Below are 25,242 nucleotides of genomic sequence, written 5' to 3'. Positions count from 1 at the left end.
TGTTTTAATTGTTTATATCGATCGATTGTGTATATATGATAGCCTTGAGCTATCAAATGATTTGAATTCGATCGATACAAACGATATGACGAACAGAAAAATAAATTGAATCCTATCAATTGATTAATGCTTTTTTTCAGCCCAGAGAGACCAACCTATGGGTAGGGCTGTCTTTGACATAAAGTTTCAACACATTGGGGATAGATATGAAATTACGGATAGTGATGCCACTGGTACTGTCTGCTGCCGCACTAATAGGATGCCAGCAGCTCAACGATGGCGTAAATACAGTTAATGGCGCAATCAGTTCTTCGTTGTCTTCAGTAGGTAAAGCGCTGGGGGGAACTGCCACCACTCAAAGCCTTGGCCCGGTATCATCTGTATCTGGGCTTGGTGCTGTTTGCAAAGACTATGAAGAAAATGCAATGGCAGCAGAAAAGAAATGGACAGGCAAAAGGATCGCTATCACCAATGCCACTGTTCTGGAAGTTACGAAGGGAAGAAGTGCCAGCGACATGATGACGGGAATGCCCAAATCAGCCCCTAACTATTATCTGCTCTTTAAAACAACCGATACCAGCTACTGCGGCGGGATGGTCTGGCTGGATTACTACTCTGGTATTGATGATACCGTTCTTACTTATAAGAAAGGCCAGAAAGTCAGCGTCACCGGAACTGTAAACAATTTCGAAGTCCGTGGATTCGCTACCGTCAACAATGCCGATATGCCAGTTCATCTGGTTGTTCTGAAAAACGGCACTATCAGTCACAAAAAGGGATAAGAACCATGCGTAAATTTTTAGCCATTGCGGGCCTTACCGTGTTGTTATCAGGCTGCGGTGAAAAAGGTGATTTTGAGAAAGCTATCAATGCGAAGATTTCACATTCAAAGCTGTGCTACTCCTTGCAGGATAATGACATTGTGTTCAATAAGGGCTTCCCCATCCGGGTCAACCATGGCTACCGTTCAGCGGGGTATAGTGCCAGTGATGAAATATTGAAAGGTCTGGCTAATCAGGGGCTGCTTGATGTTTCTCAACAAGCTAATGGTTTCAGTAGTGTCGATGTTCTGGAAGTAACAGACAAAGGCCAAGCGGTTGAGTTTTGGGATCGTAAAGATGGTGCCTGTGTTGGTCATCGTGCGGTTGCTGAGATAAAGGAATGGACTGAACCGGGAAACGGTAATCAGAAAGTTGTTCGCGTGTCTTATACATGGAAGTTGGCGGATGTTCCTTCATGGGTAGACAAAAAAGTGTTCTCAAGTGTCAAGGGTATGAATGAACCTGAAGAGAGCATGATTAATCTTGTTCAAACCAGCAATGGCTGGAAAGCGCTCTAAGGGGTCTATCATGGAAAACAATACAATCCAGTGTCCGTTTTGCCTGAAAGAGAGCCAGCGCGGTGTGCATGTTTGTACTGGCTGCATGGCGACGGTTCTGTATGGAACCTTCCCCGGCTGGTATGCTTTCATTGTTATAGTTTTGACCTTCGGCCTGTCTATACTGATCGGAATGTCTACAGGTATGGCGGGAGCTACTATCAGTCTGCCAATAATTTTTGCTGTAGCTTTTATAGCTGGTAAGGCGATCTTCGCTGATAATATTATGTTCAGGCGGAGAATGTAATTAGAAAAATTACTCAAAAGCCAAATTTACTCCCAACCTACGAGGCTGGGAGTAAATTATCAAATAATGATGCTATAAATATGGATAACGTGAAGATTGCTCGATAAATTCTTTATAAAATTCGAACTCATCGTCCTGAGCGATTGGGGTAGGGTCTGTATTAGCCATTTTACGAATATAAATACTCCCATCATATTTAATTGGATCTTTACCACGGATTATCTTTAAGATTAAAACATCTTTGTCATAATATTTGCAAAGTAGGATATTTCGTAATATTAATCTTTTTGTTGTGTCATTTATTGGTTCCCTTTCAATTAGTTGCTTTATTTTTTGTTGATACCTGTCAATGTTCGTTATATTCGCATCAGCTTCGTGGTTTATTCCTGTTATATAAAACTCACCACATTTTCTAGCTTTGGATTTATACTTCTCGCAATATTTTTCTGCATCACGATGATTATCAGCAACACCTACAACTATATAATTTTCTCCCGCATGAGAATTTGCCATGGCGGTTAATGTTTTTACGACTTTAGAAAGTAAAGCGGAATTAAAATCATTGGATTCGTTGAGCGGGTAAAAACCAATCTTAAAATCATAGCAAACATTTTCTGTTCGGGATTGATTTAAAATATTTTCAAGGTTCTCTACCCAAGATTGTGATAGTGGATCCATTCCCTCTCTAGCAATAAACTGTGGTGAGAGCACACCTGATACAGCCCTTATCATTCTTGTCCTGTCAGCAGATGTCCATTTTCTATTATTGCTTAATCCTGACATACACTCACTGGCTAAGCCTTTCATTAATTTTGATAGTGATTTATAGTTCTGTATTTTTTTATTCTGCTTAAACATCTTTTCATAAAAAGCAAGGAAAACTACCTGAAAAGAATCTGAAACACCTACAGGCTTGCTCTTATATAGATGCTTGGAGTAAATGCAAGGGAATTCGTTTATTGTTTTCTTTATCTCATCATATACAAAGCAAAACTGTTTATATAGGGTATCTATTCCGTGCTTAGCTATTGAATCATTAGCTTTTACATTGGTAGGGGCACCTTCAAGATATGCATCATTCAGGAAATTTGATGCGGTTTGACTTTTACCTCCTAGTAAAATAGACAGTAGAATGTGCGCAACCAATTCTTCATCACGTGACGCTAAAACATTGGCTGTAGTGACAATATGATTTTTATTCCAAAAAGTATCGCTGATTTTTATACCGTAATCAGATTCGTTTTTTGTTAAACTGATTGCTCTCATTTTCCCCAATTCAACAATATCTGTATGTGATACATCACCTCTTATATATATAGAGCATTTCCGGACTAACTGGGAGAAGTCACAAGTTTTGCCTGCTTGTCTTACTTCCTGTGTTGATAATCTTACGCCGCCAGTATTTATTCTTCTGAATGTTTCATCTACATGCTCATTTGATGTATATGAAGATGTTGATATTGGTAATAAATAATTAAGCAATGCTTTACAGGAGTCAAACTCGAGTTTAGGTTCGTTTTGAATTAATTCTTTGTTAATTAATAGTTGGTTAGTTTCTGCAACAACTGATAGATCAAAATACTTCCCATCGACACTAAATTTCCCATCAATAAAAGAAGTAATTGCTTCTAACCGTTGCATGCCGTCAAGTATTTCAAAACATGAACCTTTTTCTTTGTGCTGAAACACTACACCCAAAAATAAAGGAACGGGATATTGTTTAATCAATGAGTCTATAAATCTTTGCTTCTCTGGTAAAGACCATACTAATTTACGTTGATATCTCCTATTAACAATGTATTTTCCTTTTCGGTATTCGGAATATACGCTCTGTATAGGTTCGCCACGGATGTTAAGATGATTTTGCATTGTATCCCTTCCACTTGTGATAAAATCAAAAAATCATATTGGTGGTTATAATAATTCAACACGAAAAAATTGACAAGTACTATAACGATGAAAAAATATTCATGCTTTAATTTGTATAACCGCCTAAATTAGAACCTTTGCTAAAAAATTAGATGACGATTTATCACAAAAAAACATTATAAATTTAAAAGTTAATGAGGTTATCTTAGTAAAGATGATGTGCTTTGGTCAGTGAAATTAAGTTATAAAGATAGTTTCACTTATATCAGAGGTAATTCACTACCTTAAAATATAAGCAATAACTTCATGGCTAAATAGCTTTGAATTATATTGCCAGAATGCTGAAGGAGTTCCTCTATAATACTATACTTACACGGCCCTGAGTGAAAGATAAATGTAAGAAGGTATTTGGGATAATACAAACATGAGACAATTAACTAATGTGTTCATGTTCTATCACGATATCTTGATGGTTTTAACTTTGTTGCATGCATATTTCTGTCATTCGAAATCATAGGCATATTGTCCAGAGCGTTATCCGCTTTTTCGGCTTTAGTTAAGCGGCTTGGAAAACGGTTGATCTCATCCGGTGTTGGTTTATAGTTATCTTGGTTAAACTTGGCTTTTTTCTCATATTCAGCGCGAGGAATAGAACGGCCTAATACCTCATCAAAGACATAGTTTTCAGCAATACGTTTATCATGTTCTTCACTGATAAGATCAATTTGGGATTTGTTTGCTTTAGCCCATACAAACTTCTGCTTGAAAAAATCAATTACAAGAGTTGTGAAGCGTTTAAAAATATTATCCTGACGTGGAATAGCCTGTTTTCTCTTAACACGTTCAGGGGCGCTTCTGGATGCCCTGTTTAGGGCTTGAGAGGAGGATGTTTTCAGAATAGTATTTTTTCCAGAATCAGTAATCCTGACCAATGGTTTCTTACCAGCAACAACCTTACTGACTTTGGATTTATCACGATAGGATTTAACACCTCGCATACGAGTATGAGGAGGTGGTGCTACAAGTACAGGTCTTTGCGTTTCATTGGCAGAAGAGTTGGAGCTTGTTTTTGGTAATACAATCTCTTCTGGTTCAGCAAGATGTGTAATCGTAAAGTTTCTGACATCAACAACAATTTCAAGATCAAGCTTACTGAATGTTTTGTAGACTTCAACGGCTTCTTGCTTGGCAGCATCACGAACAGCCTGTTCTGCGGCTCTTTGCTCTTGAGCAGCTTTACTACGCCATTTAGCGCTGTGGATACGTTTCATTGCAGGGCGGTTTGTTTCAGCGGCTTTAGCAAGCCATAGCGCTTGTTCTTCATTGTCCAGAGCAGCCGCCGCTTTTTCTAATGCCTCTTCATGCTGGGCCTGAAGGGAACGATGGTCAATACGTTCTGATGAACCTGCGGCTTCGAGATAGCTGTTAGCCATAGATGCCCATGACTCACGCCACAACACAGACATTTTTCTGTCGTTCCAGCTTCTTTCTTTTTTACCAAAACCTTCCGGGCCTATGGCTTTTAACGTCAACATAACGTGAGCATGAGGATTATCACTATCGAGATCGTGGAAAGCGATATCGGCAATCATGCCTTTATCAACGAAATTTTTCTGACAATACTCAAGGACAAGTTTTTTCTTGTCATCATTATTTAACTCGGCAGGAATGGAAACATCGAAATAACGAGCTGTTTGTCCGTTGCTCTGACGCTCAACTCTTTCAACTTCATTCCACAATGCTGTAGAGTCTTTTACAATATGTTGAGGAGCATTAACGGGTGCTAATATGAAATGTCCGTATAAATCGGTACGACGGCTATAATCATACGTATCGCCTGTTCTTTCATCTGTTATCCTTGTACGAGCATGATAAGCAGCCTTCGCAACGGAAGATTTGCCCTCACTTCGTTTCACAATTTTAAAATCAAGATGAAAAATAGCCATACAATAAAAAGAACCTCAATATAATCTTAAATAACAAACCAAAATATAAATCTCCAATGCGACTATGCTGGTTTTAGTTTTTCGCAAGAAAAACTCTGGTGTTGACGTTGACCTTGTTTCCGAAGGAAACGGTGTTAGCCTGCGGCAGGCAACCGTCGGTAGACCCCACACACTGCGTAGCAGTGTATAGGTGGGCATTGCTTTATTTTTATATCTCCTAAAGGAGCTAAAAATAACGACAATGTAAAAAGTTTTCTTACTCTTAATTAATAACACTAGTTTTAGTATCTGTTAATTTAAAAGGGTAGGAATCGGATAAACGGTTGAGGTAGGACAATAATTGGGTTTTGGTGTTTAGAAAGCGCCCGTAAGGGCAAATGGAGTTCTTTTCTCTCCCGCCGTAAGGCGGGAAAGAGGAGTTGAGATAAAATAGTAAAAATAACAGATGCTTTTATGTGTTGCACATTTCACAGATTAAAATCAAAAAACAGAATCAAAAGATAACAGATGAAATTGTTTTCATTGATTTAATAAAATAAGTAACGGGGAGAGTATTAGGTATTAAATGTTAGTGGTTGCACTCGTTTGTGTTGCATGATTTTATTTTTAGCTTACTGACATTTCATTTTTTAAACCAAAATGCTTTTTTTTCGGGATAAATCCCATCATTAACAGGCAAGCCATTTCAGCAGCTGATTGTTTACAACAATCATACAGCGCAGCTCATAGGGCTTTCTATGATTTGAGTTTTCTGATACTTTTATTTTTCCTCTATAATTCAAAGTGAGATGATCAATGAGAGTAAAACCTATACTGGTAGCTTTACTGGGTTTTTTGCTTCTACCAGCACATGCAGCAGAACTTCCCTCCAAAGTTCAGGGTGTGGAAGTTGGTGAGCTAACTTGTGCCTGTGAAATGAGTCAAGAATCTAAACTCATTACAGGCGAAAAGTTGTTAAATAAGGTATCAATGGCTTGTCATATCGATAATAAACAAGCTATCAAAATGGTTAAAATGTTGTCATTGGTTCCCGAAGCAAAAAATGTAGCTTATAATTGTTATGATATCGAAAGAGACTATAACAATTTAGATAAATCTTTGAGATAACTTTTTGAAGTTCCTCTATTGATATTCGTCTAGTATTTGATACTAGTAAGTGAGTAATCAATAGAGGATATCCAAGTATGCAAACAAGATTTTTTTTAATTATCATTTTAATGTTTTCAAGTCATATATATGCTTCACCAAAGCCAATAGAAGCTGAACAACTAAATAGTAGAGCGCTTATGGCAGAGGCTGAATACAATTTACTACCGCTATCACTTGTTTTTGTTGATGGTAAATACAACAAAATCTATGTTGATGAGAAATACGACCAATATTCTCCGATATTTCAAGAAAATCGAATCGACTATTTCTTTGCCTTAAAGAGAAACGGCAGATTGGAAGAGGATATAAAGAAAGGTAAAGACTACATAGCAAGTAACTCTTGCGAGGAAAATCAAAGCTCGTGTATTTATATTATGAAAAGAATAACAGACATGAATAAACTTGCTATAATGGTTAACAATGGCTATTCAAAGAGTGAGATAAAAAAAGCATTATTCAACCAGAAAGAACTAAATTACAATAAAAATCTTCTAATGAATAAGTATATTGAAAAATATAAAGCAATCATGAATGAAAAAGGCATAGAGTGATGCTCAGCAATATACTACTGAGCATTTTTTAGTGTTATCTACTCAACATGGATGTTGTATATGGTCTTTTCTTTTGGAAGAGGCTCCCAAGGTTGAGCATACTGAAGTTCGATTTGCGATAAACCTGAAGAAACAGCAATAAAATGCATTATCGTTTTACCACCACAACCCAAAAGTTTTTTACTCTGGCAAGTTGAATCTTCATCATACTGACTGCCAACATATGCAACATTATCGGGAAGTTTTCGTAAAATCCATGAATATCCAGTCGTTGGATTAGATTTAAGCTCAATTTTGAATTGAGAACCTGTTTTCACATTAATTTTATTAGAGTGGTTATCTGCGGCATTTGCGGAACAAGCAAAAGCGGAAAGAGCCATTAAAGAAAATATTGGTAATAACTTCATATTAAACCTCTTATGTCGAAAAATAATTATATATCTTATTCAGATATCCAACAAAGTCAAAGCAGGACTATTGCTAAATTGTATGATTTTGTTAATTAGTAATTAATGGAACAGAATTAGGAGGGAGCAACTATGATAAAAAGAGGGTTTTCATTGCTGGAGTTAGTATTGGTTCTTGGTATTGGCTCAGCTATAACATTTATGAAGTTTCAAGAAATGAAGTCCGTACAAGATCAGATTCTAGCCCGTATAGTGGGAGAACAGATCAGGAAAATAGGAAATGCTGTTAATGCGTATGTGAGTATTCGATATGATAAGATTTCGACCATGGAAAATGCTGCGGGTACGGGAGCCGATCCGGGACCAAGAGATTGTGCAAATGATATATGTGAAATATCTTATAAGACGCTAATTAATGAAGGGCTTCTTTTTCCGTTTAAAACCAAGCCGTGAGGCTTGGTTTTAGGTATATCGATTAGGTGTTATCTTTGATCGTTGCTGTTGTTCCATTTGTTTTAACGGAAGCGATACCTACATCGCGGGATTGCTTAGATGCGTACATCTGGCTGGTGCCGATTACCTGATGATTGGCCGCTTTTAGGTTAAAATAAAACTTTCCATTAGATGAATCTTTCAGTTCGTATCGTTCATTAAGCTTGCAGTTTGCCTGAACCGATGCGATGCCATTTTCTGCAGCACTTTTGGATGTGTAAAGTTCACTGGTCAGGATGACTTCTCCATTACCAGCTTTGAGAACAAATTTATACTGACTATTGACGCTTTTATCTAATTCGAACCAACCAGCCATATTAACTCCTTTAAAAGGTTTTTATTACACTGATATTGATCAAAGATTATAACTCTGGAAGCCAGAACTGGAGAGTCAAAACGTTTGTTTCTCCCACCCTCACATTATAGAGGCAAAGCTCTACCATTTTTCCTTCAATATTCATCAGTGGATACAATGTGTTTAGCGTGGTCCCTAAACTATTATTCCAGTTGCAAAGAGTCATTTTCGAGCTATTTTCACCATCAGGTGAAAAAAAGACCGTTTGCTTTTCTACTGAGTCATTGTATTCAACATTGAGTGTTAAGGTTTTTACTTCTGCCAGTTTCGGGAATTTTTCAGGTGTTAAGCTTACCGAAACAGATAAAGTTTCAGTTGATGGGATAATGTAAGTTCCTTCACCAAGAAGTGTACGGCCTCCAAGGCGTGCTGTGATAGTCATAGTTCTTACCTGTTAGTCATGTAAAAGAAATGAATTGCAGCTTATACTTTAAGTCTCAATGTTGATTTCGCTTCACTTTCCCATCTTTGAGGATAAATGTAATTTCTCCATCCCAGAACTCTGCGATGAATACCTGTTCTCTTTCTATTCCAGATTCTTTGAGTAGGTTATCGAGCCACTCTTCGTCTTTCTCAATCCCGCTGAGTTCTGAAAGGCGTGCTCTTCCATCTTTCATAAGAATTATTGACGGCATTTTACCGCCTTCGCAAACCACAGACAGAGAACCACTTGGCTCTATTTGTGCGTAGCGTATTTCCTGAAATGAATGTACGCCCTGAGAGTGGAGTTGAGACGCGACATTGATGATATCTATTTTATTTCGACGCCTGAGTATATTTTCCATCAAAAACTTTCCGTCTTTAATGATCGGGATTGGCTCACCAATGGTAAATGACCTGAAAAACCAGACGTGTTTACTTACCCAATTGAGTAAAGAAATAAGAGCAACACCAATAAACAATGTAATGATGTATTGATGCATAGGTATAGCATCACTATATATAACACCACCTATAATCCCGCCAAGAACAAAGTTCCCAATGAAGTCAACTGGAGTCATTTGTGAAAGCTGGGTTTTGCCAGAAAAGTTCAGATGAGATATGACAACAACAAACCCGATAACAAACTTTAGCAGAACAATCCCGTAATATTCCATGTTTAAGTCCTTGCCTTTGTAAGAGGGGCATAGCCTATGCCCCTTTTTATAACTTTAGCTTTTAACTTTGTTGTAGATGTATAGAACAACGATAGCGCCAATTACTGCCACGACGAAGCTACCAAAGTTGAACCCATCAACCTTACCGAATCCGAAGAACGTGCTAATGTAGCCTCCTACAACAGCACCGACGATCCCCAGAATAATGGTGACGATAATCCCTACGTTTTCTTTACCCGGCATAATCCATTTTGCGATGATACCAGCGATGAGGCCGAAGATAATCCAAGATAAAATACCCATATTGGCTCCTGTAATTACTGTTTATTTTCAGTTGGGGTAGAATCAGCTTGTGCTGGGGTATTATCCTTTTTCATGCTGTCTTTGATTTCTTGGGTCTTAGCTGCAGCATCAGTTGCCAGCTCGTTAGCACCGGAGATGGCTTGTGCCTTAATCTGTTCAGCCTTCTCTACTACTTGATCGCTTTTTTGTTTAGCATCGGCTTTAACTTCATCTCCTTTCGCTTTAGCCTGATCAGCTAAAGATTGTGCTTTAGCGTCAGCTTCTGCTTTGATGGATTTTGCCTTTTCAGTGAGTTGATCTGCTTGCTTATTGGCTTCCTGCTTAACAGCATCAATATGCTTATCCGCTTCGTCTTTAATGGATGAAGCTTTGTCAGCAGCAGCATCTTTAATCTGGCTGGCGGCTTCCTTAGCTTGATTAAGGTTGCTATCCACTTTCTTATCCGCGTCATCACAACCAGCGATGAGAAGGGTTATTGCTGCAGCCAAAATCGTTTTGTTCCATAACTTCATAGAGAATCCCTCTTTTATTCGTTTTTGGTATAAAAGTAACAGTTCTTTGTAGAGCACGTTCACGGTTGCCAGTGTTCGCAACATTATTTTTATTTTATCAAATATAATGACATATTGTGTCAGGTCAAGAAGATACCCGCTTTCATTTGAAATGGTTCTTATCTTCAAGAAAAACGATAGTTAAGTAATAGTAATTTAATCAATAAGTTGGCAGTTAGTCATGGTTACTAAACAGGAGATTTTTATGGGCAATTTATTTACGCGTATCTTATTTGGAGCAAGATGGATAATGGCTCCGGTATATCTGGGACTATCTGCCAGTCTGATAGTTTTAGCCTATAAATTCTTTGTAGAGTTGTATGAGATAGTGTTGAATGTAGCCCATTACAACAATGAAGAAATAATACTTAGCCTCCTATCACTTATCGACTTCGTTCTGATCGGGGGATTGCTTGTTATGGTGATTTTTTCCGGCTATGAAAACTTTGTCTCACGGTTGAATGTAAAAGGGGCAGATAATGAGTTGTCATGGATAGGCAAGATGGATGTGGAATCTCTAAAAAATAAGGTTTTCTTTTCAGTAGTTTCAATATCTACTATCCATTTATTGGGTGTTTTTATGGAGTCAAAGAATATTCCTAATGATAAAATAATCATGTATATGGGGCTTCAACTTTGCTTCGTTATCACTGCCCTGTTAATGCAGGTATTAGAGAAGCTGTCTAAAAAGTAATTAGCAAAACATTCGGGTGAGCTAGCTTACCCGAATACTATTTATCAGAAACACTCAAATTTTATCTTTCAACAACCTTGTCTCAATCTTTCAGATGTTTAATATAACTAGACAATATAAAATATCTTTCTTCCATTACCTTTACTTAATCATAAAACGAGTTAATTTATGAATTAACGAATTAAATAATATAAAAGGGGTTTGTAGTGGAAAAAGAAGATAATGTATTCATGAAAAATAAAGAAGGTAAAAAGCTTAGAACAGAAAAAACAATTAAACAAAAAATAGCCTCAGCACAGATGCGTTTGAATCGTCTCAAGACCAAAGAGAAATCTTTATCCAAGAGCGCTGAGACACGCCTGAAGATCATCCTTGGTGCTGAAGTAGCTAAAGCTGTTGGCTTTAAAGTAGAAGATGTCGATAAGGAGTTTGTATTGGGGGTGTTATTACAAGCTTCAAATATCAATGCGGAGGCTAAAGCAAGAATTAAATTGCGAGGGAAAAGATTTCTTGAGGATATGGTGGGTAGGCAGGAATAAGTTTCTGGTCACTATTTTTTATAAATTTAAGCGAGGTTAATATGTATTTATCATTTTTCGAAATAGGTTTGTTAGGGGTTAGCCTTATGGGGCTAACCGCAATATTGAATCATCTGTGGACAAGAGATGAAGTTGATGGACTAAAAGAGAAACTAAAAAAACTTCAGAATGATAATCCCGACAATAAAACCGGAAAAAAAGAATAAATTTCTTTGTGGCTTTGTTAAGTCATTTCCTTTTTTGAAATAACTTATGACTTTGTTTTGAGTAGATGATTTAACAATCCAGTTCATAAGGATGATGTAAGTGAATAAACTCAAAACGAATAATAATAGAAATGTTAATCCTGAAATTTTTAAATAATCGGGAAGCAAACACCATCGAACAATAAAGATCAGTAAAAAGAAAATCAAGAAGGAAATCCAAGTTGCTAAATTGTTTTTCATGCTCACCTTGAGATACAATGTTAACTGAGAATTAATACTATAGCACAAAATACCCTAACGGATAAGAATTATAGAACTTCCCGTTTAAGTATCTGGTAGTTGTCGTCAATCCAGAAAATCAAGTCGAAATCGATGCCGATATTTACTTGCGATGCGGTGCCTCAGGTGCGCGTTTCTATTAATTTACAGTTTTAAATACCAAGAACAGAAACCTATAAACCGAAAATAACATAAGCACAAAATCGCCTGAGTCGCCTTAAGACAAAAGAAAATTCTTTATCCAAGGTTGCTTAAGTAGCTAAAACTGTGGACTGTAAAGTAGAAGAGGTGGTTAAATACTTAATATTATGACTGGTATTACAGTCATCGAAAATTATCATTGCAGATAAGCAAGATTAAACTAACGCATAAATTTATGCGTTAGTTTGACATGTATCATCTTATGATTTATTTAAATGGTAGGTATTTTATCCTATGTTGATGTTCCGAGCGCCCTAATAAGCTGTGAGCCGATCGATCCAGAGTGAATAGGATAGAAATATAAATGCTATTATCTATCTCTGGCTCTTTTATAGGAAACAGCAAAGGGGAAAGGAGAGTCAACTAATAGCAGCCTATAAAAATGCTCTCTGGTTGTTTTATACCATGTTTTGACATTCAGATATATACCATGAGATATAAAAAGATAAGATATTAGGAACTTGGTTTGATCTTATAACTATGGAGGAATAAATTTATTGTGATTGGTGATAGCAAATATATATTTAATAAATATTAAAATATATTTGACAATCTACATCTAATGTTGTACTTAATAAGGGTTCCTTGAGAACATTCACTTCATGAAGTGTCTGATTGCCCCATATATGGGGAGTAGTTTACAGCCCAATGGGCTGATTTATTTGCCCCAAGTGTGGGGATATGTATTCTCTCCAATGGAGAGTTCCCTTTAAGGGAAAAGGAAAGGGCCTTAAGGCCCTTTTCCATTTTATATACTGCTTAACACATCATTTATGGTTGTAGAGAGCATATATCTCGCAGGATTAAGCTTCTGATCTTTGAGTGAGATAAAATGAGCATTGCCACAAGTAATTTTCGCATCTTCTTCATTACCAAGACCAATGTGTTTACTTTTTGTCTCTACAACAAAGTAAATATGTTCTTCACCATTGTCTTCAATAACTAAGGCCCAGTCAGGATTGTAGGTTCCCAGTGGCGTCGGGATTTTAAACCAACCGGGAAGCTTCACATAAAGCTTAACTTCATCCTGTTCTTCGAGTTCCTGAGCGAAACGGCTTTCGACTTCAGAATCTTTAGGAACATATTCGTAAACTGACTTAGACGAGGTTTCAAAAAGATTACGGGCATATCCTGTTAGCTCTTTATCCATAAAGAGACTTTGCGCATACACCTCTCCTTTTAGTGGATAATATTTAATACCATCAACAATTGACAGGCGTTTGCAGTAGTTGATTCGGCCTATAGCTTCACTGATAAACTGCTGTGGATTTTTAGCAAAATCAGCGAGTCTTCCACTCTCTTTCAGGATGGTGCTTAAACTGCGTCTTGTCAGTCCGGTTTTTTCCTGTAGAACACCAAGAATATCTGGCAGTGGCTGCTCTGCAACATCTATTACAGCGCTTGTTGTCCCATTAGACTGAGCTTTGACATCAAGGCCAGATTGACTTTGTTTGATTGTTGCTTTGCTGAAACTGACCATTGCTTTTGCTACAGGCTGCATTTCAGAAAGTGATTTCGTACAGGATTTAATCAATTCTTCTTCATCAAATGCTAGTCGGTACAGCGTTTTTTGACAAATGCGCTGCCATAACGCTTTGAATTCTGGGCTGTTTAAGACTTCTTTCCGATATTTGATTGTTTTACGCTCATCAGCATTGTTTATATTGAGTCGCCCTGCTGATTTACGCAGGATAGTTTCAATTTGTTCCTGTAGTGAGGCATACTTCTCACTAACAACAAAAGTGTTTTCGAATAATACTTCTTTCAGGGCTTTGGTGATTTTTCCCGATTTTTCAAGATAACCTTCAGTTTGTAGTTCAGACCAAATCTCATGTGAACCGGTGATACCTAAACCTTGCGGGGAATCAGAGAAGATCAGATGTGCAAACGCATCTTTTTCGATGATACCAAAACGGATGCCTGTTTCGTTCTCAATTTCGCTCTGTAGTCGTTCGGCATAGGCTTCATAGTTTTCACTGGCAACGACAGTCAGAATGTTAATGCTGTCATCACGAACACGTTCACCCTCTTGGTTAACACACAGGCGAAGACCACGCCCTAATGTTTGACGACGTTCTCGTTCACTTCCCATCTCTCGAAGGCTACAGATCTGGAATACATTGGGGTTATCCCAGCCTTCTTTTAAAGCAGAGTGTGAAAAAATAAACCTCACCGGATTCGAGAAACTCAAAAGCTTCTCTTTATTTTTCATGATGAGGTTATAACCGCGTTCCGCATTTTCGCGGCCTGCATTATTGCTTTCGGTTGTTTCAGCCCATCCACCTTTTTTATCAATGGAAAAATAACCATCATGAACGTCTTTAGCATGTTCTGGATGAGAAGGGAGCAAATCTTTATATGCGGGGCTTTTGATCGCTTTTAGATATTCTTCTTCAAAGATACGAGCATATTCACCCGGTTCACGAAGTCCTTCTTCATTAGTCTGGCGATAGAAATCAACCTTATCAATGAAGAACAGGGTGAGAACCTTGATTTGCTGAGAATTCAGGCGAAGTTCTTTATCAAGATGTTCACGAATTGTACGCCTAATCATATGACGCTGGATGAGCATCGGGTCAATATCACCCACGACATCACCTACTTTCATATAATATGTATTAGAAGGCGTTTCCAGTGTAAGATAACCTTCCTTGCCTGTTCTGATTTCGCTTATCCTGTATCCCTGATAAATATCACGCCCCGTTTCGTCATCAAGTGTCGTACCGTCATACACGGTAATCTCTGACCGATTCACGATCCCTTTTTTATCGGCTAAATCAACAATAACAGTCGCGTTAATGTTATTTTTCTTACTGTTAATACTGACCAATTTTACATAGGGGCTATTGCTTGCATTCTGGACTTCAAGCCCGGCAACTTCGATCTGTTTGACCAGTTTTTGATTATAGGCATCAATGGCATCGAGGCGATACACCATATGATGTTTATGCACATGTGTCGCTGAATAGCGTATGGTGAACATTGGGTGCATAGCATCAAGTGCGGTTTTACCTGCACCATTTAAGCCACCATCCACACTTTGCGGTTCGTCGACAATAATAATTGGACGTGTAGCACGTATCAGATCGATTGGTTTATCCATATCGTCAACGGTCGTTTTTTCACTGGGCTGATAGAGCTTATTAACGTCTTTTTTGTTAATCGCACCAACTGTCATTACCATGATCTGCATAACAGAGCTGGTTGCAAAATTTCGCACATCCGCAGGTTTTGACGAGTCATACAGATAGTATTGGTATGGAACTCCCGCATAAAGGCTTTTGAAATGTTCTTCAGTAATTTGTAGTGTTTTATAAACGCCTTCCTTGATGGCAACGGAAGGAACTACGATGATAAATTTGCTCATGCCATATCGTTTATTCAACTCAAGCATGGTGCGAAGATAAACATACGTCTTACCTGTCCCTGTTTCCATCTCGACAGTAAAGTCATGGCTGTCTAGCACTGGTGAAGGTGGAAGCTGATTCTTCAACTGAACATTGTTTAAGTTTTTCAGCAGAACATCATCTTCGGGTATCTGTGGGTTTATAGGCATTGAACCTGTTGCGCCTTCAAATGAGAGTGCACCCTGTGCTGGGGCCAGCACAGTCATTTCGCTTTCCCATTTCTCTTGCCCTTCAAACAAATCACAGACCGAAGTTATGGCGTTTTGCTGATAGGTAAGGTCAGATTCAAAATGTAGTTTCATCTCATTCCTTACAGGCTGTGCAGGTTAGTCAGGCCATGCTGTTCCAGAATGGCGCAAAGATTTGTTTTAGCAACGTTATTTTCAAATGCGTCATCAAGGAAATAGCAGACAGTATCTTTGCCAGCCTTTAAACTCTTATGCCAGTCGATGATCCCCTTGGTCAGTTTTTCTACTGAAGATGCAGGGATTTGTTTAGCAAAGCAGGTAAACAATTTGCCACCGTCAACGCAAGAAACGGTTAATCCATCAAACTGACGGGTTTCAATGTTTACACTCAGGTCAATGCCACGCTTAAGCATCAACTCTGTAAGCAAATCTTCTTCACTACGGCCATCAAGGATTGGGCTTACATAAGCGTCAATCTGTTCTGAGATGGTTTCTGCTGTGGCTTCCCACGGACGGATATTAGATGTATCGAGTTTGAAAACACGAAAACCAACATCTCCTTTCCATTCTGGATTGTCTTCACGAACTTTTTTACCTGCACGACGCAGGCGCTCTTTGGTCAGTTCAGCTATTGTTTTAGGTTTTAGTATCGAATCGCAAAAATCAGCAGCTACTTTCTGATCTCTATTTTCTTCAGATAAAACCTCAGGAAGTTGTACTAAAATAAATTTACGATTTCCATTATCTTCCGTGTTTTTCTCAATTACCGCGTGTCCAGTAGTTCCTGAACCTGAAAAAAAATCTAGAACTATATCATTGGATTCATTGTTGGTTGCTATTGATAGCATTTTATTAATTAATTTTTTAGGTTTTGGTGTGTCAAAAACAACCTTATCAAAAAGTGCTTTTATTTCACTGCCTCCCTCATCAGTAGTTCCGGCATCTTTATAACTCCATAAATCAATCGGCACTAAACCATCTGTCTGTTCAGATAAAAATAATTTCAATCTTGGGTACTGTGCAGTACCATCTTTACCCCACCACAACCTTTTTTCATCAACATGTTTCAAATGTTCATTTATACTATACTTCCAAGCATGAGTTGGATGCGTGACTTGTTCGCCATTTAATGGTCTGGTTATTTCATAGGCTAAATTTGGACGCTGTTCCTTGGTTGCGGGGTTTATGTATGAAGATGTCGTCCAGTCCCCCCTGATGTCATTGTCTGGATTGCTATAATTAGAGTCTGATTTTTCATTTCTTGCTTCTTTAACATACTCTAATGCATCAGATTTCCTATAGCATAAGATCGAGTCTTTTAATGAATAAAATCTTTTGGCATTATTACTACGAGTATATCTTTTTTCCCATGCGATACATGCAAGGAAGTTTTCCTCGCCAAATATTTCATCGCATATTTTTTTTAAATTTGCTTGTTCACTATCATCTATTGATATGAAAATAACCCCATCTTCTTTCAACAAGTTTCTAGCAAGCTTTAATCGTGGGTAAATCATATTTAACCAGTCTGTATGATAACGCCCACTGGTTTCTGCATTTGTACTTACCCGGACACCTTCTTCTGTTTGTCCTGTGATTTCAAGATAATTTTTCATATTATCTTGGAAGTTATCAGGATAAACAAAATCTTTCCCGGTGTTGTAAGGAGGATCAATATATATAAGCTTAACTTTTCCAGTGTAGCTTTTTTGAAGAAGCTTTAACACTTCAAGGTTATCACCCTCGATCATGAGGTTCTTGGTGTTATCCCAATCAACGCTTTCATCTTTACATGGGCGTAAGGTGCCACGGGAAGGGGTAAGAGCAAGCTGACGAGCCTGACGCTTACCATGCCAGTTCAGGCCATAGCGTTCTTCTTTTTCGTCTACATTTTCACCCAAAAGCTGTTTTAAAACGTTAAAATCAATGCCGTTTTCATTAAATGCTTCAGGAAACAAAGAGTTAAGTTTGCTGATATTATCTTCAGTTATATTCATTGATTGTAGTTCTGTCATATCAGAAGTTATTTTTTTCATAAAAAGTATCCGTCATGAGGTCACGGGAAATCGGTGCCTGAAATTGGTAAACATTCTACGGTATCAAGTCATAGCCATCAACCAATGATGGCTATTCATTCATATTTAAAACAAAGAGTTATATACTGTTATGTGATGGGTTATCAAGCGGTTAGCCTTGGATTTCAAACTCAAAACGATCACCTGTGGGCAAACTCAAATGGCCTTACCATATCGTTAAGATTGGCATCAAGATAGTCAGCCCACCACTGTAGCATTAGCCTACGCTCATCGAGATGTTCAGCAAGATGGATGTAAGCGGCGCGAACATGGTTACGCTCCTGATGGCTCATCTGACGCTCAACAGCATCTTTTGACCATAAGCCGGATTCGATTAAGGCACTACAGGCCATAGAGCGGAAACCATGTCCACAAACTTCTGTTTTGGTGTCATAGCCCATTTTACGAAGCGCGTTGTTGATAGTGTTTTCACTCATGGGTTTATAAGCATAGTGATCACCAATGAAGATGATTTCCTGATCTCCACTGAGCTTCTGAATTTCTCTCAAGGTGGCTAAAGCCTGCTTGCTTAATGGAACAAGGTGAGGGGTTTTCATCTTAGAGCCACGGCTGGAGTGTTTCACCCCTTGAAGTTCGTCACGTTCTGCAGGTATCGTCCAGAGCGCATTCTTGAAATCAATTTCAGACCAACGGGCAAAACGCATCTCACTTGAACGAACAAAAGTCAGTAAAGTGAGTCGAACAGCAAGGCGGGTGAGCAGTCTTCCTCTGTAGCTCTCAATGCGGCTCAGAAGCTCTGTAATGCGTTCAAATGGAAGAGCCGGGCGATGGACTCGTTTTGCTGTCGCAATGGCACCTGCTAAGTCCTGTGCAGGATTACTATCGATAATACTGTTATGAACAGCATATCGCATGATAGCGGTGATACGTTGCTGGAGACGAGCAGCAATCTCAAGATGCCCGGACTTTTCAGCCGCCTTAATAGGTTGGAGTAGGTCACGGGTTTTGAGGTCGGTAATATTTCGTTTACCAATAACAGGGAACACATGATTGATAAGGCTGTTCATTACCCTTTCAGCATGTGTTTCTGACCATTTGATGTTGCTTGCATGCCAGTCTCTGGCAACGGACTCAAAAGCAAGAGCGCCGCTTTGCTCTACCTTTTCAGATTTTTTCTTTTCAGAGGGGTCGATACCAGCAGCAATTAATCTTCTGGCATCATCTCTACGGTTACGGGCATCAGCAAGAGAGACAGCAGGGTAGACCCCAAGAGCCAGTAGCTTTTGTTTTCCTGCAAAGCGGTATTGTAGACGCCAGTATTTGGAGCCATTAGGATGAATAAGAAGATGCATGCCGTTGCCGTCAGTGAGCTTTACAGGCTTGTCGGCGGGCTTGGCATTTCTTACCTTGACATCAGTGAGAGCCATCGTTTACCCCTCCCTGTGATGGTACAAAATGTATCGAACTAACAATACCAACAGATATACCATCAAGGCAATGTGGATGTTGATGAATGTTAGTGAACGTCAGCGAGGGGGATAAAGTAGATAGTTTGTTGACTTTAAAACAAAAAACGGACGTCAGTGGACGTCCGTGTATGAATAAGTGGTGCCCGGACTCGGAATCGAACCAAGGACACGGGGATTTTCAATCCCCTGCTCTACCGACTGAGCTATCCGGGCAACGGGGCGCATTAAACCCGATCTGCCCGGTGGCGTCAACGAAAAATGTTGTTTTCGTTACGGACTGCGCAATCTCTCACCATTTCGCCGCATCCTTAAGCGAAAAAGTGCGTCCAGAGCGCGGAGAGCGGCATGGCGAGCAGCAGCGCGGGCAGCATGTTCACCACGGCAAACATCTTGATCCCACAGATGCGCAGCCCTGTTGCCAGCAGCAGCAGGCCGCCGACGGCGGTAAAGTCTGCCATCATCGCCGGCGTAGTGAGCGGGAGAATTAACGTGGCGCAGGTAGCCAGTGCCAGCTGGATAAGCAGCATCGGCACGCAAATCGCCGCGACGGCAATGCCGAGCGTGGTGGCAAAAATAGTGGCGGTGAAGAAATCCAGAAACGCTTTTGCAATTAAAATGCTCGGGTCGCCCGTCATCCCTTCCTGCATCGAACCGAAAATCCCGGTGCCGCTGGCGCAAAACAGAATAATGATGGCGACGTAGTTCTGAATAAACGTCTCGTGCGTGCCGTGCTTCGCCTTGCCCGGTCGGGCTATCAGGTTTTTGGCTTTGCCTACCGCATTATTGATGCCTTTTTCCAGATAGCAAAACTCGCCAATCAGCGCGCCGAGCAGGGTGGCCAACACCATCACCGGCAGGTTGGCGCATTTGACCACTAACAGAATACCGATCCCTAACGAGGCCAGGCCGAATATCGAGGGCATGGATGAGCGGATACGCTCCGGCAGCCGCTGGCTCAGCACTGCGCCGAGTACGCCGCCCAGCAATACGGCTCCTGCGTTGATAAATGGCCCGATAACCACGCTTAACTCCTGTTATTTAATCATTGATATTGCATTATTATGGCACGTCAGCGCTGCGCGGGCCTTAGCTTTGGGTGATATACGTGCATACTGATTCCTTCTTGCACCTCAAAATAAAAGGTGACATTATTGCGCGAATTTTCTCCTCCCTGTCTCACCGTTCGGTGAGGGTAATTGCGCTTATGAAAACCATGAAAATCGCCGTCAGCCGCGAGCTGCTCTCAACGGTGTCTACGCATCGCGAAAAGGTGACGCTGGACAGCACGGATTTCACCGATGTGGCAGCGGTCGTCATGACGACGACAGAGAGTCGCAGCGGCATCCTTGCCTTGCTGAAACGCACGGGCTTTCATTTACCGGTGTTTATTTTCTCTCAGGAGCCAACGGAGGTGCCTGACGGCGCCACCGCGGTCATCTCGGGTAAAGCTCAGGAGTTTCTGGAACTGGAGACTGCTGCCAGCCGTTACGAAGAGAACCTGCTGCCGCCGTTTTTCGACACCCTGAGTCAGTATGTGGAGATGGGCAACAGCACTTTCGCCTGTCCGGGCCACCAGCACGGCGCGTTTTTCAAAAAGCATCCGGCAGGGCGGCAGTTCTATGATTTCTTTGGTGAGAACGTGTTCCGCGCGGACATGTGCAATGCCGACGTGAAGCTGGGCGATCTGCTGATCCACGAAGGGTCCGCCAAGCATGCGCAAAAGTTTGCGGCGAAAGTCTTCAACGCGGATAAAACCTACTTCGTGCTGAACGGCACGTCGGCGGCCAACAAGGTGGTGACCAACGCGCTGCTCACTCGTGGCGATCTGGTGCTGTTCGACCGCAACAACCATAAATCTAACCACCACGGGGCGCTGATCCAGGCGGGCGCCACGCCGGTGTACCTTGAGGCCGCACGTAACCCGTTTGGCTTTATCGGCGGGATTGACGACCACTGCTTTGACGACGCGTATCTGCGGGACCTGATCCGCGAGGCGGCGCCGGAGAAAGCCGACGAGCCGCGTCCCTTCCGCCTGGCGATCATTCAGCTTGGCACCTACGACGGGACGATCTACAACGCCCGTCAGGTGATCGACAAGATCGGCCATCTGTGCGACTACATTCTCTTTGACTCCGCCTGGGTAGGCTACGAGCAGTTTATTCCGATGATGGCGGAAACGTCCCCGCTCTTGCTGGAACTGAACGAGAACGATCCGGGCATCTTTGTGACCCAGTCGGTGCACAAACAGCAGGCCGGGTTCTCGCAAACGTCGCAGATCCATAAAAAGGATAACCATATCCGCGGCCAGGCGCGTTTCTGCCCGCACAAGCGGCTGAACAACGCCTTTATGCTGCATGCCTCCACCAGCCCGTTTTACCCGCTGTTCGCGGCGCTGGATGTCAATGCGAAAATCCACGAAGGGGAAAGCGGGCGCAGGCTGTGGGCCGAGTGTGTGGAGCTGGGCATTGAGGCGCGCAAGGCCATCATTGCCAACTGCCATATGATCAAGCCGTTTATCCCACCGGTGGTGGCGGGGCGGCCGTGGCAGGATCATCCGACGCACGCCATTGCCAGCGAGCTGCGCTTCTTCAGCTTCGAGCCGGGGGCCAAATGGCACGGATTTGAGGGCTATGCGAGCGAGCAGTACTTTGTTGACCCGTGCAAGCTGCTGCTGACCACGCCGGGCATTGATGCCGAAACCGGGGAGTACACCGATTTCGGGATCCCGGCGACGATTCTGGCGCACTACCTGCGTGAAAACGGCATCGTGCCGGAAAAATGCGACCTTAACTCGATCCTGTTCCTGCTGACGCCTGCCGAAAGCAGCGACAAGCTGGCTCAGCTGGTGGCAATGCTGGGGCAGTTTGAACAGCATATTGAAGACGACACCCCGCTGGCCGACGTGCTGCCGACGATCTTCCAGAAATACCCGGTGCGCTACCGGGATTATACCCTTCGCCAACTGTGTCAGGAGATGCACGATCTCTACGTCAGCTTCGACGTGAAGGATTTGCAGAAGGCGATGTTCCGCAAGAAGAGCCTGCCTGAGGTGGTGATGAACCCGCAGGATGCCAATCAGGCGTATATTCGCGGGAATGTGGAGCTGGTTCGCATACGGGATGCCGAAGGGCGGATTGCTGCCGAAGGGGCGCTGCCCTATCCGCCGGGCGTGCTGTGCGTGGTGCCGGGTGAAGTCTGGGGCGGGGCGGTACAGCGTTACTTCCTGGCGCTGGAGGAGGGCATCAACCTGCTGCCGGGCTTTTCGCCGGAGCTGCAGGGCGTGTACAGCGAGAAGGATGCCGACGGGATTAAGCGGCTGTATGGATATGTGTTGAAGTAGACTCTCCCCCGAACGTAGGCCGGGTAAGCGTCAGCGCCACCCGGCGATTTGCCCGGTGGCGCAAGCTTACCGGGCCTACAATATCGCTTCAGGCTTCTGCGCGGCGGTACATCCTCCTTGGATGCCCAATCTTGCCGTACAGCATCTCCACCGTCAGAAAACCCGCCTCCACGCAGTGCTCCAGATAGCGACGGGTGGTGGTTTTACTCAATCCCGTCTCGCTCACCACCTCATCCACGGTAAAGCTGTGCGTTGCCTTGTCGTTAAACAGCGACTGCACCCGCGCCAGGGTATTTTCCTCAATGCCCTTGCTGCCGTTGTCCTGGCGGTAATTTTTCGCCTGAAGCTGATACAGCGAATCCACGTTCTGCTGGTCGACAATCTTCCAGACCCTCTGCTGTTCGGCAAACTGCACGAAGCGCTCCAGCGACTGGCTGAGCCGCTTCCAGGAGACGGGTTTGAGGATGTAGTCGAACGCGCCGTTGCGGATGGCCTGGCTGCAGGTGTCCATATCGCTGGCGGCGGTAATAAAAATCACCGAGCAGTTGGCGCGGGCCAGCATGGGGTTATTGATCAGCGAGATCCCTTTGCCGTCCGGCAGATAGTTATCCAGCAGCACCAGCTGCGGCTGTTTGTTTGCAAGCTCTGCCTGGGCCGCAGCCAGCGACGAGGCAATGCCCACCAGCCTCAGACGCGGATGTTTGCCTATCAGCTCCGCGTGCAGTTGCGCCAGCTCGTTCTCGTCTTCAACAATCAGTACGTCGATAAGTTCATGTTGCATAGTCGGTGTCTTCCAGTTGCCGGGCGGTTCCCGTGGCCGGGATAAACAGGGAGAAAATGGCGCCGCGCGGGATATTATCGGCAACTTCTATCGCGCCGCCAGCCTGTGTGACGTAGCTTTCGATCAGATACAGACCAATCCCATGATCGCCGCGCGTTTTGGTGGTGATGCCGCGCTCAAAGATCCGCTCACGGATCTCCGGCTTGATGCCTACGCCCTGGTCGGCGACTTCAATAATCAGCTCCTGGTCGCTGAGCTTTATCAGCACCTCCACCGGCGCGTGGGGAAGCGGCGACCGCTGCGTCGCTTCGATAGCGTTATCCAGCAGGTTGCCAATAATCGAAATCAGCTCTTGTTCCCCCAACGGCAGGAACGGCCTGTCCAGCCGACAGGCCGGGTCGAAACTCAGCTCGACCCCTTTCTCCCGCGCGCGGGCGGCTTTCCCCAGCAGCAGGCCGCACAGGGTCGGGGAGCTGAAGCGCGAAGAGATAAAGTCCAGCAGCTCCTGAGCGTGTTCAGACTGCGCCTGAATGTAGCCAATCGCCTCCTCATAGCGGCCCATATGCAGCAGACCGGAGAGGGTGGTCATCCGGTTTAACTGCTCATGGCGCATGATGCGAAGGTTATCGACGTAGCGTTTGACCTGGCTGAGCTGGGCGCTCAGCGAGTCGATCTCGTTGCGATCGCGGAAGGTGATCACCCAGCCCTGCAGCGACCCCTCAAGCATGATGTGGACCCGGCTGGCAATCACCGTGAGATCGTTAAAACGGCAAATCTCATCATGGGTATCTTTCGCCAGCATCGTCTGCGTGTCGAAGAACGGGACCGGATCGATCACCTGGCTTATCAGCTGCCCGCGCAGCTCGCGGGCCGGCTGGCTCAGCCCCAGCAGCTTGCGCGCCGCCTGGTTGATGACTTCAATCCGCCTTTGATCGTCAATGGCAATGACGCCTTCATAAATAGACTCCATCAACGCCTTCTGCTGGCGCACCAGCAGGCCGATCTCGCGCGGCTCGAGGGAGAAGATCTGCTTCTTAATACTGCGGGTAAAGAACCAGGAGAAGATAAAGAGAGCAATCAGCAGCAGCACCGCGGCAATCAGGATATTGACCACTTTACTGACGGTAATGGTGTCCAGGTAGCTGGTGAGATAGCCGACCGAAACAATGCCGACCACCTGTCCGGCAGCGTTGAAGATGGGGGCCTTACTGCGCAGCGAAATACCCAACCCGCCTTTGCGGATGGTGGTGGTGCTTTTACCCTGCAATACGGCTTCGTTGTCACCGCCTACCAGCGTGGTGCCCACTCTGTCGGCGAAGACGGAGTGAAAAAGATGCTGGCCCTTATTATCACCAATCACAATAAAGCTGGCGTCACTGTGCGCAGAAATCTTCTGCATAAAATCATGGATGGCGATGATATTCTTTTGTTCAACTTCATGTCGCAATGTTGGAATAAGCGCAATCTCTTCAGCCTGTATTTTGGCGCGCGTGCTCATTTCCTGATAAAGCTGTTTCCCGACATCGGCATAATAATATCCGCCCAGTAACGCAAAAAGCACTGAGAAAAAGGCAACCAGCGAAATAAACAGCTTTATCTGGAAAGAGACTTTCATAACTCTCACGCAAGGTAGCGACAAAGAACGCCAATATATCATCTTTTTTCGCGCGGACGTCCGCTTTGCCGAAAACTTGTGATCCCTTGCACAGCGGGCGTTGTAAAAGCATCATCCCAAAGACGGGTGGCCTCTGGCTGCA

Annotated in this window: 23 protein-coding genes and 1 tRNA gene; 9 read left to right on the top strand and 15 right to left on the bottom strand. The window is 42.8% G+C overall.

The window, feature by feature from the left end; all coding sequences use genetic code 11:
• Positions 1 to 206: 206 nt before the first annotated feature.
• The 3 genes from L362_RS08115 to L362_RS0123120 are packed head-to-tail and all read left to right on the top strand — an operon-like array spanning position 207 to position 1,625.
• Entirely contained in the window at positions 207 to 782 is a 576-nt protein-coding gene (locus L362_RS08115) for a hypothetical protein (protein WP_023344896.1), read from the top strand.
• A 5-nt stretch (positions 783 to 787) separates the two neighbouring features.
• Positions 788 to 1,339, top strand: a complete 552-nt coding sequence (locus L362_RS08120; protein ID WP_001224689.1) for a hypothetical protein — start codon at positions 788 to 790, stop codon at positions 1,337 to 1,339.
• A 10-nt stretch (positions 1,340 to 1,349) separates the two neighbouring features.
• Positions 1,350 to 1,625, top strand: a complete 276-nt coding sequence (locus tag L362_RS0123120) for a membrane protein (protein WP_032637864.1) — start codon at positions 1,350 to 1,352, stop codon at positions 1,623 to 1,625.
• Positions 1,626 to 1,697: 72 nt separating this feature from the next.
• On the opposite strand, the gene L362_RS08125 is transcribed toward L362_RS0123120, so the two are convergent.
• Together L362_RS08125 and mobQ are read right to left on the bottom strand one after the other, a co-directional pair.
• On the bottom strand, positions 1,698 to 3,494 hold the full coding sequence (locus L362_RS08125; protein ID WP_001179376.1) for a GmrSD restriction endonuclease domain-containing protein: 1,797 nt from the start codon (positions 3,492 to 3,494) through the stop codon (positions 1,698 to 1,700).
• A gap of 446 nt (positions 3,495 to 3,940) precedes the next feature.
• The gene (mobQ, locus tag L362_RS08130) at positions 3,941 to 5,440 is read right to left on the bottom strand and encodes a MobQ family relaxase (RefSeq protein ID WP_023344895.1); all 1,500 of its coding nucleotides are present in this window, start codon (positions 5,438 to 5,440) and stop codon (positions 3,941 to 3,943) included.
• 795 nt (positions 5,441 to 6,235) lie between these two features.
• Between mobQ and L362_RS24700 the strand changes: the two genes are divergently transcribed.
• Together L362_RS24700 and L362_RS08135 are read left to right on the top strand one after the other, a co-directional pair.
• Positions 6,236 to 6,547 (top strand): hypothetical protein, encoded by a 312-nt coding sequence (locus L362_RS24700; protein WP_139596083.1) that lies wholly within the window; start codon positions 6,236 to 6,238, stop codon positions 6,545 to 6,547.
• A 77-nt stretch (positions 6,548 to 6,624) separates the two neighbouring features.
• Entirely contained in the window at positions 6,625 to 7,140 is a 516-nt protein-coding gene (locus L362_RS08135) for a hypothetical protein (RefSeq protein WP_023344894.1), read from the top strand.
• Between the two features lie 38 nt (positions 7,141 to 7,178).
• On the opposite strand, the gene L362_RS24045 is transcribed toward L362_RS08135, so the two are convergent.
• Complete coding sequence (locus L362_RS24045) at positions 7,179 to 7,547, bottom strand: protease inhibitor I42 family protein (RefSeq protein ID WP_071787688.1); 369 nt, start codon at positions 7,545 to 7,547, stop codon at positions 7,179 to 7,181.
• 132 nt (positions 7,548 to 7,679) lie between these two features.
• On the opposite strand from L362_RS24045, the gene L362_RS08140 reads away from it, so the two are divergent.
• Positions 7,680 to 8,000: a type II secretion system protein gene (locus L362_RS08140; RefSeq protein ID WP_023344893.1), complete on the top strand. Its 321-nt coding sequence runs from the start codon at positions 7,680 to 7,682 to the stop codon at positions 7,998 to 8,000.
• 22 nt (positions 8,001 to 8,022) lie between these two features.
• Here L362_RS08140 and L362_RS08145 read toward each other — a convergent pair whose 3' ends face one another.
• From L362_RS08145 to L362_RS08160, 5 genes are read right to left on the bottom strand one after another with little or no spacing between them, the layout of a single operon-like run.
• Positions 8,023 to 8,355 carry a YegP family protein gene (locus L362_RS08145; protein ID WP_023344892.1) on the bottom strand — a complete coding sequence of 111 codons (333 nt, stop codon included), beginning with the start codon at positions 8,353 to 8,355 and terminating at the stop codon, positions 8,023 to 8,025.
• Between the two features lie 46 nt (positions 8,356 to 8,401).
• Complete coding sequence (locus L362_RS24695; protein WP_139596082.1) at positions 8,402 to 8,776, bottom strand: hypothetical protein; 375 nt, start codon at positions 8,774 to 8,776, stop codon at positions 8,402 to 8,404.
• A 55-nt stretch (positions 8,777 to 8,831) separates the two neighbouring features.
• On the bottom strand, positions 8,832 to 9,491 hold the full coding sequence (locus L362_RS08150) for a DUF421 domain-containing protein (RefSeq protein ID WP_023344891.1): 660 nt from the start codon (positions 9,489 to 9,491) through the stop codon (positions 8,832 to 8,834).
• 54 nt (positions 9,492 to 9,545) lie between these two features.
• On the bottom strand, positions 9,546 to 9,794 hold the full coding sequence (locus L362_RS08155) for a GlsB/YeaQ/YmgE family stress response membrane protein (RefSeq protein ID WP_023344890.1): 249 nt from the start codon (positions 9,792 to 9,794) through the stop codon (positions 9,546 to 9,548).
• A gap of 14 nt (positions 9,795 to 9,808) precedes the next feature.
• Positions 9,809 to 10,306, bottom strand: coding sequence for a hypothetical protein (locus L362_RS08160; protein ID WP_023344889.1), 498 nt, complete (start codon positions 10,304 to 10,306; stop codon positions 9,809 to 9,811).
• A 244-nt stretch (positions 10,307 to 10,550) separates the two neighbouring features.
• Here L362_RS08160 and L362_RS08165 point away from each other — a divergent pair, with 244 nt between their 5' ends.
• Together L362_RS08165 and L362_RS08170 are read left to right on the top strand one after the other, a co-directional pair.
• On the top strand, positions 10,551 to 11,039 hold the full coding sequence (locus tag L362_RS08165) for a TIGR00645 family protein (RefSeq protein WP_023344888.1): 489 nt from the start codon (positions 10,551 to 10,553) through the stop codon (positions 11,037 to 11,039).
• A gap of 230 nt (positions 11,040 to 11,269) precedes the next feature.
• Complete coding sequence (locus L362_RS08170; protein WP_032638035.1) at positions 11,270 to 11,578, top strand: conjugal transfer protein TraD; 309 nt, start codon at positions 11,270 to 11,272, stop codon at positions 11,576 to 11,578.
• Between the two features lie 1,434 nt (positions 11,579 to 13,012).
• On the opposite strand, the gene L362_RS08175 is transcribed toward L362_RS08170, so the two are convergent.
• The 5 genes from L362_RS08175 to L362_RS08195 form a co-directional block, all read right to left on the bottom strand.
• Positions 13,013 to 15,973, bottom strand: a complete 2,961-nt coding sequence (locus L362_RS08175; RefSeq protein ID WP_023344885.1) for a type III restriction-modification system endonuclease — start codon at positions 15,971 to 15,973, stop codon at positions 13,013 to 13,015.
• Between the two features lie 8 nt (positions 15,974 to 15,981).
• Positions 15,982 to 17,895, bottom strand: a complete 1,914-nt coding sequence (locus L362_RS08180) for a site-specific DNA-methyltransferase (protein ID WP_023344884.1) — start codon at positions 17,893 to 17,895, stop codon at positions 15,982 to 15,984.
• A 179-nt stretch (positions 17,896 to 18,074) separates the two neighbouring features.
• Complete coding sequence (locus L362_RS08185; protein ID WP_023344883.1) at positions 18,075 to 19,322, bottom strand: tyrosine-type recombinase/integrase; 1,248 nt, start codon at positions 19,320 to 19,322, stop codon at positions 18,075 to 18,077.
• A gap of 179 nt (positions 19,323 to 19,501) precedes the next feature.
• Positions 19,502 to 19,577 (bottom strand) — tRNA-Phe (locus L362_RS08190).
• A gap of 95 nt (positions 19,578 to 19,672) precedes the next feature.
• Positions 19,673 to 20,386 (bottom strand): DUF554 domain-containing protein, encoded by a 714-nt coding sequence (locus tag L362_RS08195; protein ID WP_008499781.1) that lies wholly within the window; start codon positions 20,384 to 20,386, stop codon positions 19,673 to 19,675.
• Between the two features lie 182 nt (positions 20,387 to 20,568).
• Here L362_RS08195 and L362_RS08200 point away from each other — a divergent pair, with 182 nt between their 5' ends.
• Positions 20,569 to 22,704: an ornithine decarboxylase gene (locus tag L362_RS08200; protein WP_023344882.1), complete on the top strand. Its 2,136-nt coding sequence runs from the start codon at positions 20,569 to 20,571 to the stop codon at positions 22,702 to 22,704.
• Between the two features lie 88 nt (positions 22,705 to 22,792).
• On the opposite strand, the gene L362_RS08205 is transcribed toward L362_RS08200, so the two are convergent.
• Together L362_RS08205 and L362_RS08210 are read right to left on the bottom strand one after the other, a co-directional pair.
• Complete coding sequence (locus tag L362_RS08205) at positions 22,793 to 23,485, bottom strand: response regulator (RefSeq protein WP_023344881.1); 693 nt, start codon at positions 23,483 to 23,485, stop codon at positions 22,793 to 22,795.
• Positions 23,475 to 25,100 carry an ATP-binding protein gene (locus tag L362_RS08210; RefSeq protein ID WP_023344880.1) on the bottom strand — a complete coding sequence of 542 codons (1,626 nt, stop codon included), beginning with the start codon at positions 25,098 to 25,100 and terminating at the stop codon, positions 23,475 to 23,477. Before L362_RS08210 ends, L362_RS08205 begins: the two co-directional genes overlap by 11 nt.
• Between the last annotated feature and the right edge of the window lie 142 nt (positions 25,101 to 25,242).

This window comes from Enterobacter sp. MGH 16, assembly GCF_000493175.1.
Taxonomy (GTDB): Bacteria; Pseudomonadota; Gammaproteobacteria; order Enterobacterales; family Enterobacteriaceae; genus Enterobacter; species Enterobacter roggenkampii.
This window is presented reverse-complemented; position numbering and strand designations above follow the sequence as displayed.